At 47.7% G+C, this 10,918-nt stretch carries 11 protein-coding genes; 10 read left to right on the top strand and 1 reads right to left on the bottom strand.

Annotated elements, in window-relative coordinates; translation table 11 throughout:
* Positions 1–120: 120 nt before the first annotated feature.
* Genes DXB92_RS12385 through DXB92_RS12345 form a run of 10 tightly spaced genes read left to right on the top strand, consistent with a single transcriptional unit; the run spans position 121 to position 9,860 of the window.
* On the top strand, positions 121–993 hold the full coding sequence (locus DXB92_RS12385) for a phage tail domain-containing protein (RefSeq protein WP_117734113.1): 873 nt from the start codon (positions 121–123) through the stop codon (positions 991–993).
* A 3-nt stretch (positions 994–996) separates the two neighbouring features.
* Entirely contained in the window at positions 997–2,070 is a 1,074-nt protein-coding gene (locus DXB92_RS12380; protein WP_117734112.1) for a siphovirus ReqiPepy6 Gp37-like family protein, read from the top strand.
* 7 nt (positions 2,071–2,077) lie between these two features.
* Entirely contained in the window at positions 2,078–3,445 is a 1,368-nt protein-coding gene (locus tag DXB92_RS12375; RefSeq protein WP_117734111.1) for a leucine-rich repeat domain-containing protein, read from the top strand.
* Positions 3,442–4,965: a collagen-like protein gene (locus tag DXB92_RS12370; protein ID WP_117734110.1), complete on the top strand. Its 1,524-nt coding sequence runs from the start codon at positions 3,442–3,444 to the stop codon at positions 4,963–4,965. The genes DXB92_RS12375 and DXB92_RS12370 overlap by 4 nt, the downstream gene beginning before the upstream one ends.
* 2 nt (positions 4,966–4,967) lie before the next feature.
* Entirely contained in the window at positions 4,968–5,411 is a 444-nt protein-coding gene (locus DXB92_RS12365) for a phage holin family protein (RefSeq protein ID WP_117734109.1), read from the top strand.
* 1 nt (position 5,412) lies between these two features.
* Positions 5,413–6,423 carry an N-acetylmuramoyl-L-alanine amidase gene (locus DXB92_RS12360; protein WP_181977072.1) on the top strand — a complete coding sequence of 337 codons (1,011 nt, stop codon included), beginning with the start codon at positions 5,413–5,415 and terminating at the stop codon, positions 6,421–6,423.
* A complete protein-coding gene (locus DXB92_RS12355; RefSeq protein ID WP_117734107.1) occupies positions 6,420–6,812 on the top strand; it encodes an RNA polymerase subunit sigma-70 in 393 nt (130 codons plus the stop codon). The genes DXB92_RS12360 and DXB92_RS12355 overlap by 4 nt, the downstream gene beginning before the upstream one ends.
* A complete protein-coding gene (locus DXB92_RS13395) occupies positions 6,790–6,972 on the top strand; it encodes an SHOCT domain-containing protein (RefSeq protein ID WP_147330064.1) in 183 nt (60 codons plus the stop codon). Before DXB92_RS12355 ends, DXB92_RS13395 begins: the two co-directional genes overlap by 23 nt.
* Positions 6,973–7,008: 36 nt before the next feature.
* Positions 7,009–8,295 (top strand): recombinase family protein, encoded by a 1,287-nt coding sequence (locus DXB92_RS12350; RefSeq protein ID WP_242986690.1) that lies wholly within the window; start codon positions 7,009–7,011, stop codon positions 8,293–8,295.
* Positions 8,214–9,860 carry a recombinase family protein gene (locus DXB92_RS12345; RefSeq protein ID WP_242986688.1) on the top strand — a complete coding sequence of 549 codons (1,647 nt, stop codon included), beginning with the start codon at positions 8,214–8,216 and terminating at the stop codon, positions 9,858–9,860. Before DXB92_RS12350 ends, DXB92_RS12345 begins: the two co-directional genes overlap by 82 nt.
* A 212-nt stretch (positions 9,861–10,072) precedes the next feature.
* On the opposite strand, the gene DXB92_RS12340 is transcribed toward DXB92_RS12345, so the two are convergent.
* Positions 10,073–10,918 (bottom strand): site-specific integrase (locus DXB92_RS12340; protein WP_181977071.1); only part of this gene is annotated, 846 nt, incomplete at its 5' end.

Below are 10,918 nucleotides of genomic sequence, written 5' to 3'. Positions count from 1 at the left end.
ACTATAACAACGACAACAGCCGCACAGTGAATCAGACAAATAATAGTCCGAAGGCATTGTCACGGCTGGAGATTTATCGGTTGACACGGAATGCGTTGAATGTGTAATGGAGGGTGTGTAATGTATTTTTCTCTGGTTTTAGAAAATGAAAACGGTGAACGATTAGATATGACCGCCACCGCCAACCAATACATGACCTCCAAAATCGAAGGTCTGAATCCGCCTGCCGGAACGATTTCTACTTCTTCCTATGCAGGCATGAACGGCAGCTATCTGAATAACGCCTTCATCGAAAAGCGAAACGTAGTCATTTCCTTTGCCATGCGTGGCATTGGGATCGAGAAAAGAAGGCATCGCCTGTATCGTGTGGTCAAGCCTTCTCGGTACATCAAGATCTGGTACAAGACAGCAAGTATCGATGTGTATGCAGAAGGGTATGTAGAAACCTGTGAGGTAGAGCATTTTGAGCAGCAGATCAGCGGACAGATCTCCATTCTCTGTCCGGACATTTACTGGTACAGTCGGGATATTTTCTATGCCTATTACAGCGGCATCACCGGAGCATTTCACTTTCCTTTTCCAGAAAGTGATGACCCGTTTCCTTTGGGCGTGTATTCCAACAGCAACCTGTTCTCTATCACCAATGACGGGGATGAAATCGGATTCACGCTGCGGATTGAGGCACTGCCCAGTGATATTCCGCAGGAAGTGGTTGCCGTGACACCGACCATCTACAACGAAAACGGAGAATATCTGCAAATCAAAGGCGATATTTTGACCGGCGATGTCATTACGGTTACCACGAAAACCGGAAACAAGACCGTTACGCTGACACGCAATGGTGTGGACAGCAACATCCTGAACCGGCTGGTTTCCGGTTCCACTTGGCTGACCTTGAAAGAAGGCACGAATATCTTTCGGGTCGAGGCAGTTCGTGGTGTGAAAAAACTGCGTGTAACTTTGATGCACCGCAATTCTTATCTGGGAGTGTGAGAAATGCAGTTGGAAATTTACAGCTTGATAGCTTTGAAAGATCAGATTTCTGTGTCACTGGAAGCAATCTGTGACAGCTATTCTTCTCTCCTGTGGGATATTGAATTCTACCAGTGCGGCTGTTTTGAGGTGTATATCGCTTCCAGTCCGCAGAATGTATCCATCTTTCAGCGTGGCAGAATTGTGGCGAGGAGCGATGATGCACAGCACTTCGGCATCATTGAATCTCTGCAATTGGAGACGGATGCCGAAAAGGGCGATTACCTGACAGTCACCGGACGGTTTCTTGCCTGCCTGCTGGAACGAAGAATCATCTATCCCACCATCACCGCAAACGGCAGCTATGAGGACATCGTCCGCAAGGTGCTGTCCCGCAATGTCATCTCTGCCGGAATCCGCAATCTGCCCGGTTTTTCCATGGGTACGGTTTCCGGTGACTGCTGGCAGAACACCGCACGAATGCAGGTCAGCTATGACAATATTCTGGAATGGCTGTACAGCCTCTGTGAAACCATTGGCGGTTCAGCAAATGTGCGGCTGGATAGAAATGCACTGAAATGCGACCTGTTTTCCGGAACAGACCGCAGTTTGTTGCAGGACGGCAATCCTCATATCGTATTCTCTGATGCGTACAACAACCTGCTGTCATTCTCCTATGCGGCGGACGATGCGGTGCAGAAAAACTTTGCCTATGTGCTGGGCTGCGGCGAAGGAAATGCCAGAAAGCGAACCACCTTCTGTTCCGGTATAGAGCCGACCTATCTTGACCGCTATGAGGTCTATGTGGACGAGCGAAACACCACACAGGAAGAAGATGTGACGGATGCGGAATATCTGGAAATCTTGAAAAGCAGCGGTGCGGAACATCTGGTGCAGCCAAAAACGGCATCGGAATCTGCCATCGCTGCTTTTTCGACCCAGTATCAGTACAACAAGGATTACTTTGTGGGCGACTATGTAACCATGGAACAGAAACGCTTTGGCTTGATTCAGCCTCGAATCCAGCTGATCGGCATGGTGGAGAGTTTCGACCAGAACGGCAGAAGTCTGACACCGACTTTCAAAGAAACGGAGTGATATTCATATGTCTTTTTCCTACGGCTTTTTTAACGCACAAAACCTTGACCGGGTGTATACCGCAGAGGATTTTACTGCATATCTGTCCAGTTTGATTTGCAACGGGATTCTGGATACTTACCGGCAGTGTTTTGCACCAACAATTAAAAATTTAGCCATTACATTTGGCACGGGCAAGGCGTGGATCGATGGTCATTATTTTATCAGTGATACCCTGCATACCATCGACCTTTCTTCTTATGTAGATGAATCTCTGAATCGTTATGTAGCAATCGGGATCTATTGTGATCGTTCTACTCGTACCTGTGGGATTCGTATTCTGGCAGGTACAGCAGCCACCAGTCCAACCATTCCCGCCTTTACCAACAACAATGTGACGACTTATCTGACTTTAGCAGTTGTAAGACTGCGTGCTGGAACGACAGCTATTCTGGATTCTGACCTGACAGACTGCCGTGCAGATGAGAGTAAATGCGGTTACTGCAAGTGTATTCTTGGCAAGTGCAGAGTGACGGAGATGCTTGTCGAAATGGCAAAGACGAATGCCACGCTGGACGAACTGCAAAAGCGTCTGGATGCAATGAACAGTCAGATTTCCGAACTGCAAACCAAGGTGGATGACTTGACCGCAGGCGAAATCCTAGCGACCGGACAGTGCGGTGAAAACATCTACTATGTTCTCTATGACAATGGCAAACTGCTGCTGCGTGGCACGGGTGCAACCTACGATTATACTTCTCGCGATTCGGTATTCTATCAAAACGACAAGATCAAAGAAATTGTACTCAGCAATGGCATTACTGGTCTGGGTGACCGTTTGTTTTATCATTGTGCCAATGCGAAAACGGTATCTCTGCCGGCTACACTGACCAGCATTGGCGATTCTGCTTTTGCACAGGAAGATGCTGCAATCGGCTATACCGCTGGTCTGACTTCCGTTACCATTCCGCAGGCGGTTACTGCGATCCAGTCGTACGCATTTTATCACACTGCCATTGCAGAAGTTACTGTGCCTGCCAGCGTGAAAACGTGGGGAAAGTATGCTTTTAGCGGCTGTGCAAAGCTGAAGACTGCTCGTGTTGCGTGTGATTCCATTGGTGCTTTTGCGTTTACAAGATGTACAGCATTGTCCAGCCTTACCATTTCTGCGAATTGCAGAACCTTTGGGGAAAATATGCTGACATACTGTGAAAGTCTAACAGCCATCACATATGAAGGAACGATCGCTCAGTGGAACGCCATCACCAAGCCGGTCAACTGGATGTCCTCCGGAGAACATTTTTACAATGACTATCTGCAAAAAATCCAGTGCATAGACGGCTACTTGGAATATGATCCTGAAAATAATGTGTGGAACGAGGTGAAAAACGGATGATGAAATTTTTAGTGAAACAGCAAAAAATCGAAGCACTGGAACGAGAGGTCATTGCCTCTGACCAGATCGCATTTGTTTCGGTAAAGTTCGTGTTCGATGGAGCTTGGAAAACGCTGCACAAAGTGGTGCAGTTCACGCAGTGTGAGGAAACATACAATTTGGTGCTTGGCATAGATGGAACAACCTGTTTGCTGCCGTCTGAACTGCATCCCGGTGCGGTGAAGATGAGTTTGTTCGGCTACGATGCGGAAAGCGATACCACGGTTCGAGCAACCACGGTTCCTGTCACACTGCACATTCGATCATCTGGGTTTGTTGCAGATGGGGATACGCCAATTCCGCCGACGCCGGATCTGTATACGCAGCTTTTGAAAAAGCTTTCCGAGATGCAAACCGGGGCAAACGGAAAAGACGGTCGTTCTGCTTATGAAATTGCCTTAGAAAACGGTTTTGTGGGGACAGTTGCAGAATGGCTGGAGAGTTTGAAAGGCAGGGACGGTATTGATGGAAAAGATGGTGCAGATGGTTTGCCCGGGAAGGATGGCACAAATGGGAAAGACGGCTTACCGGGAAAAGATGGGCGTGACGGAAAGGACGGCGTTTCTCCGGATTTGACAAATTATCCAGATACCGATGCCGTAAAAGCACTGATTCAAGCTGCGGTTCAACCTCTTTTACAGCAGGTACATGTTCATAAAAATCTGAATGTTTTAGATGATTTGACGGCAGATGAACTTTCCTTGCTGCGTGCTCTTCAGGAATTCGAGGATGATACAACTTACAATATCCAAACATTCCGGGAAGCCATTGCAGCACTGAATGAAAAGGCACATACCCACGAAAATCAATCCGCATTGGATCAGATCACTGCCGCTAAAATCGCACAATGGGATGGCTTTGGCACACAAATCAATGGGCTTAGCACAAAGGTTACAGTCTATTCAGAAAAGACAGAACGTACTTTGGAGAGCCTGCAAAAGCAAATCGATAATCTGACAAGCGGCAGAAATTACACCGTCCTGTTTCAGTCCGGGCAGAATGCCATTTCGACCTATGCATCAAATCTCAGTATGATTCTGGACGGCGGGTATCAGACAATGACAGATTTTCTGGCTGCCTATCCGCAGTTTTGCAGTGCAGCAAATGATTTTGTGCTGTCCTACTCGCAGGCGTGTTTTAACTGGGATAAGTCGGTCTTGACCGTTTGTACAAAGTCTCTGTCCTTGACGAAAAACGCTGAAATCGTGATGTCCTATCAGTCGGGTTCCAGCGAAGCCGGGAGTTTGTATCTGGTGCAGAAACCGCAGAAGATCGACATTCCTATTGGTGTGTATGTAAACACAGAGATCGATGCAAATCGTGCGGTTTCTCTGGATTTCCAATGGCTGCAGTCAGACAACTTTATCACCACCATCACAGAATGCACCGGCATTTCTGACGGCGAATATTACCTCGCATGGGTGGGCAGAAGCAACAATTCTCATCCGAAGATCCGATTCCTGAAAGTACTGGAGGGTTGAAAATGATAAAAGATACCATTTGTGTGGCTGTCGGCTTGGTCGGCGGCTTTTTTACTGCCATTTTTGGCGGCTGGGACTCCGCTCTGGTGACACTGGTCGTCTTTATGGCAATCGACTTTTTCACCGGCATCATCACCGCTATGATGAAAAAATCCAAACACACAGAAAGCGGTGGACTTTCTTCCAAAGCCGGCTGGTTCGGTCTGGCGAAAAAGGTCTGCACTTTAATGCTGATCGTCGTTGCAGTTCGGATGGATATTCTGCTGAATACCAACTACATCCGAGATGCAGTCTGCATCAGCTTTTGCCTGAATGAACTGCTTTCCATTGTGGAAAATACAAGTTTAATGGGGATCCCGTATCCGCCTGCAATCAAAAAAGCAATTGATGTTCTGCAAACGAAAATCGGCAGAACAGAAGAAACGACCGACAAGGAGGATAAGTAATATGGCGATTTTAAGACCAGATGCAACAACGACTCTGAACGGAGTAAAAATCAACGAGTATTTACTCACCAAACACAATCCCAACCACATCGATATGCCCTCTGTTTCCATGGCGGGGAAAATCATCGGTGTGACCGTCCATAACACAGACTGGATCACAGTAGCAAGCGGCACGACCCCTGCGGAACAGTACACAAGGGCAACCGTCAATAACAACATGAAGGATGTGCGTGTCCATTATTATGTTGACAATATCTGTGCATGGCAGAATCTGCCCCACAGCCTGAGCGGCTGGCATGCCGCTGATGGTTCTGGGAACGGAAACAGAAGAACCATCGCCATTGAGTGCATTATGTCCTCTGCATACAATTCTGTTGATAAAAAGTCGGAGGACAATGCAGCGAAATTGGCAGCAGCCCTTCTGAAACAGTATGGACTGGACATCAATCATCTCTACACGCATACCCACTGGCTGAATGTTCGTGACGGACGAAACGGAACGATTGACCAGTTGAACACCATGTACAATCGGTACAAGATGTGTCCTGCGTACATTTTGCCCCATTGGGCGGAGTTCAAGAAAAAGGTACAGTCTTATTTAAATGCAGGTTCCTCTGCTGCACCTTCTACAAAGCAGATTTACCGAGTGAGAAAGTCTTGGGCAGATGCAAAGTCGCAGCTGGGGGCGTATTCCTCTTTGGAGAATGCGAAGAAAGCCTGCAAGGTCGGATATTCTGTATTTGATGCCAACGGAAATGCGGTCTACACCAATGGCAGCAAGTTCACCAAAGGACAAAAGGTCGCCATTCGTGCCAACACACCTTTGTTCGCCAGTGCAGAAACTACATCTGTAACCAGAAGAATCAGCGGCACTTACTATCTCTATGACGGCATTGCCTGCAAGAACGGTCGTTATCGGATCACCACAAAGCCGGAGTTCTGCGGAAAAACACCGGTGGGACGATTTGTGACTGGTTATGTTTCTTGGGATAATTTTGGGGTGATTGGATGAACGCAGAACAAAAAGACCAGATCCGGCAGCTGCACAGCAGCGGTCTGGGCTACAAGAAAATCGCAGCACAATTAGGGCTGTCTGTCAACACCGTTGCTTCTTTCTGCAAACGGCAGAGAGGAAGTGAATCCTGCCCACACTGTCCGCAGTGTGGGCGTTCTGTTGTGCAGACACCGCACCGAAAGCCGAAACGATTCTGTTCCACACAATGCCATAATACTTGGTGGAATCACCATGCTGTATCGGGGAACGGCAAACAACAACAGCTCTGTCCTATCTGCAAAGAGCCGTTTTTTGCCTATCCCAGTTCGCACCGAAAATATTGTTCCCGTCTTTGCTATGGGAAGCACAGAAAGGAAATGGCACATGGAAAAAGAACATTACCATAAGATCATTACGTATCAAACCACAGTTTCGATTTTGAAAAGCTGGATGCGTGCTGGATTGGTCACGCCGGAGGAATTCCAAAAAATCAACACCATAATTGCCGAACGTTCCGGCTTATCTTTGTGCAGTATATTCCTTGACTCCTGCCCGATCGTACGGTAATATGTCATCGGAAAGGGGGAGATTATCACGGCACGAGTGATACAAAAAGTTGCATTTCCACAGAAAAAGCCGTTCCTGTTGAAACGGACGGCAGCCTATGCCAGAGTGTCCAGCGGAAAGGATGCCATGCTCCATTCTCTGTCGGCACAGGTCAGCTATTACAATCAGCTGATCCAGAGCAATCCGGAGTGGCTGTTCTGCGGTGTTTATGCAGATGAGGCATTGACGGGAACAAAGGAAAATCGAGCTGAATTTCAAAAGCTGCTGAACCGGTGCCGGCGGGGAGAAATCGACTTGATTCTGACAAAGTCCATTTCCCGTTTTGCACGAAACACGGTTACCTTGCTGGAAACGGTACGGGAACTGAAAACACTGGGTGTTGATGTCTATTTCGAGGAACAGCGGATTCATTCCATGAGTTCAGACGGCGAGCTGATGCTTTCCATTCTGGCATCTTACGCACAGGAGGAAAGCTATTCTGCCAGCGAGAACAAAAAATGGCAGATGCGAAAGGACTTTGAACAGGGAAAAGTCGGGAGTATGCGAATGCTGGGCTATCGGCGAACCAAGTCCGGAAAACTGGAAATCGTACTGGAGGAGGCGGAAATCGTCAGAATGATTTTTCTATATTATCTGTCTGGTATGGGTAAGCTGGCAATTGCCAAGAAGCTGAATGAACAGCAGATATGCACGGTGCGTGGCTGTGCATGGACGACAGAGGACGTAAGGCGAACGCTCCGCAATGAAAAGTACACCGGAAATTTGCTGCTGCAAAAAAGTTTTCGGGAAAATCACATTACCAAGAAAAAGGTGGCTAACATCGGACAGCTTCCGCAGTATTTCGTTGCCGGTTCGCATAAAGCCATCATTTCGCAGGAACAGTTTGATGCGGTGCAGAAACAAATGGCGGAACGACAGAAAAAATATGCCGGTTCCTGTACCACAAACCGATATCCATTTACGCAGAAAATACGATGTGCCTGCTGCGGCAAGTATTACCGCAGAAAAACGACAGTGACCGGTGTGGTCTGGATTTGTTCCACTTACAACACCAAAGGGAAAAAATACTGTCCAACAGCAAAACAGATTCCGGAAAATACGCTGCTCTCTGCCTGCTGTGATGTTTTGGAAATATCGGAATTTGATGCGGAGCAATTTGCGGAACGAATCGAACAGATTCAGATTCCGGCACCCAATGAACTACAATTTTGCTTTTCAGACGGAACGGAACAAACCGTATCTTGGAAAGACCGTTCCCGTTCGGAAAGCTGGACGGCGGAAATGCGAGAGAAAGCGAGGCAGAAAAAATGGCGACAGTCCTAAAAATACCGGCAAAGTTTCATCCCATAACGCATTTGCCGGAAACCAAGGTGCAGAAACGCAGAGTGGCAGCCTATGCCAGAGTTTCCACAGATTCCGAGGAACAGCAGACCTCTTATGCTGCACAGGTAGATCGCTACACCAAGTACATTCAGGAACGGGCAGACTGGGAGTTTGTTGCGGTCTACACCGATGAGGGCATTTCTGCCCTGAATACCAAACATCGGGACGGCTTTAATCGCATGGTGGCAGATGCTCTGGATGGCAAGATCGATTTGATTGTCACCAAGTCAGTCAGCCGGTTTGCACGAAACACCGTAGATTCTTTGACGACTGTGCGAAAACTGAAAGAAAAAGGCGTGGAGGTGTTTTTTGAGAAAGAAAACATCTACACGCTGGATTCCAAGGGCGAGCTGCTGATCACCATCATGTCCAGTCTGGCACAGGAGGAGAGCCGTTCTATTTCGGAAAATGTAACTTGGGGACAGCGAAAGCGAATGGCGGACGGCAAGGTCAGCCTGCCGTACAAGCATTTTCTGGGCTATCGAAAAGGAGTAGATGGCTTGCCGGAAATTGTGCCGGAGGAGGCGGAGATTGTTCGGAACATCTATCGTTGGTTTATGGAGGGGAAAACGCCGACTGGCATTGCGAGAACATTGACAGAACAGGGCGTTCCGACACCTGCCGGAAAGGAGCAATGGTGTTCCAGCACAGTGAAAAGCATTCTGACCAATGAAAAATACAAGGGCTCTGCTCTATTACAAAAGAGATTTACGGTGGATTTTCTCACCAAAAAATCTAAGGTGAACGAAGGTGAAGTGCCCCAATACTACATTGAGGAAAGTCATCCTGCCATCATAGTGCCGGAGGAATTTGAACTGGTACAGGCAGAATTGCTGCGGAGGCAAAACCTACGGCGGCAGTACAATGGGAAAAGTGTATTTGCTGCCCGGCTTGTCTGCGGCGACTGCGGAAATTTCTTCGGGGCAAAGGTCTGGCATTCCAACAGCAAGTATCGGCAGGTGATCTGGCAGTGCAATCATAAATTCCAAGGGGTGTGCAAATGCCAGACACCCCATTTGCAGGAGAGCGTCATACAGCAGCGGTTTCAGGCAGCCGTTCAGGAATTGCTGCAAAAGCGGAAAGCGATTCTGGAAAACTGTCAGGTGATGCTGGAACTGCTCACAGACTGTACGGATTTGGAGTATCAATTGCAGGAACTGGAAACGCAGAAAATGCGGATTTCGGAACAGGTGCAGGGATATGTTCGGGAGAACAGTGAAATCGTGCAAGATCAGGAAAAGTATGAGGAGCGGTATCAGGCACTGGTGGGACAATACGAACCGCTGCAGAAACAAGAAACCGCTCTGCAGGAACAGCGAGCAGAGCGGTTGGCAAGACGAGAACAGATTCAAGGTTTTCAAAGAATATTGACCGGACAAAATGGGATGCTGCCGGAATTTGATACACAATTGTGGCTGGCTGCTGTAGAAAAAGCAGTGGTGCATCGAGATGGAAAAATTATGTTTGTTTTGAAAGATGGGACGGAGTTGGTGCAGAAAATTTGAGGGGTGTGGGGTGCAGAACGCACTCCCTTTGCTTTTTGGGTGTGCATTGTATCATTTGTGACGTGCGTTTCCAAGAAAAGTGCCGAAAACACGTTGTTTTCGGCACTATATTTTTTTGCTTTTTTACAGAAAAACCGATTTTGACCCCAATTTGACCCCCAAACATCAAAAAAGAAAAGTGGAGCAGGACAACACATCCTGCTCCATTTCCTTTATAGATTGACAATCACCACAAATTCACCCTGTTGCAAAATGATCTCGTTCACAGGTGTCGGCGTAGGCGGGTACATTGTGGCTAATTTCTGGGCAATGGCGGTTTGCAGACACTGAATGCCGTATTGCAGATCGTTTGCCTCAATGCTCATATCCTCAAAGTCCACAGGATTTAGCAGAAAGCCATTTGCCATTGGCGTTACTGCGATTGCATAGGACTGCACTTGCGGCATATCGGGCAGAGTGAAGAACTCCTCCATGACCTTCATTTCCTCTTGTTTTTGACTGTCCAGAACGTGTGTGTAAGTATCCAGCGTAAACGAAACCGAGGAATGTCCAAGCAGAATTGAAGTGGTTTTTGCGTCCATGCCTTGTTCCATGGCTCGGGTGGCAAAGGTATGTCTGAGGGCGTGAAAGGTATAATGCCCAAGACCAGAGGCTTTCAGAATCTCATCGTAGGCATCCTTGAATGTTCTGGGTTCCAGGTATCCGCCAAATGGGTTTGTCACCAGAAAGCCGGAGTCCTGATAGGCTACACCAGCTGTCATGGCATCGTTCTGCTGTACATTTTTCCATTGTTGTAACTCGCTTGCGATATTGGGAATCAAGGGGATAGAGCGGATAGAGTTTTTCGTTTTTGGCTCTTGGATAACAATCTCCGTGGAATTGCCCATGCCGTTGTAATCCAATTTGGGCAGACGATTTATTGTACGGCGGATAGAGAGCATTCTCTTGCCGAAGTCGATATCTTCCCAGCGGAGTCCAAGCAGTTCGCCCAGACGAATCCCTGTCGCAAGTGTCAGACGAATGAAAATGCCGTATCGGTATTTGTAGCTGGTGTAGAT

The sequence above is a fragment of the Ruminococcus sp. OM06-36AC genome, from assembly GCF_003438725.1.
GTDB classification, from domain to species: domain Bacteria; phylum Bacillota; class Clostridia; order Oscillospirales; family Ruminococcaceae; genus Ruminococcus_C; species Ruminococcus_C callidus.
The sequence above is the reverse complement of the archived record's forward strand: the minus strand, read 5'-3'. Positions and strand labels throughout refer to the sequence as shown.

Bases quoted from the DNA above. Each gene is read 5' to 3' on its own strand.
- DXB92_RS12355 (WP_117734107.1), top strand. From the start codon at position 6,420: ATGAACGCAGAACAAAAAGACCAGATCCGGCAGCTGCACAGCAGCGGT.
- DXB92_RS12375 (WP_117734111.1), top strand. From the start codon at position 2,078: ATGTCTTTTTCCTACGGCTTTTTTAACGCACAAAACCTTGACCGGGTG.
- DXB92_RS12380 (WP_117734112.1), top strand. From the start codon at position 997: ATGCAGTTGGAAATTTACAGCTTGATAGCTTTGAAAGATCAGATTTCT.
- DXB92_RS12360 (WP_181977072.1), top strand. From the start codon at position 5,413: ATGGCGATTTTAAGACCAGATGCAACAACGACTCTGAACGGAGTAAAA.
- DXB92_RS13395 (WP_147330064.1), top strand. From the start codon at position 6,790: ATGGAAAAAGAACATTACCATAAGATCATTACGTATCAAACCACAGTT.
- DXB92_RS12385 (WP_117734113.1), top strand. From the start codon at position 121: ATGTATTTTTCTCTGGTTTTAGAAAATGAAAACGGTGAACGATTAGAT.
- DXB92_RS12370 (WP_117734110.1), top strand. From the start codon at position 3,442: ATGATGAAATTTTTAGTGAAACAGCAAAAAATCGAAGCACTGGAACGA.
- DXB92_RS12365 (WP_117734109.1), top strand. From the start codon at position 4,968: ATGATAAAAGATACCATTTGTGTGGCTGTCGGCTTGGTCGGCGGCTTT.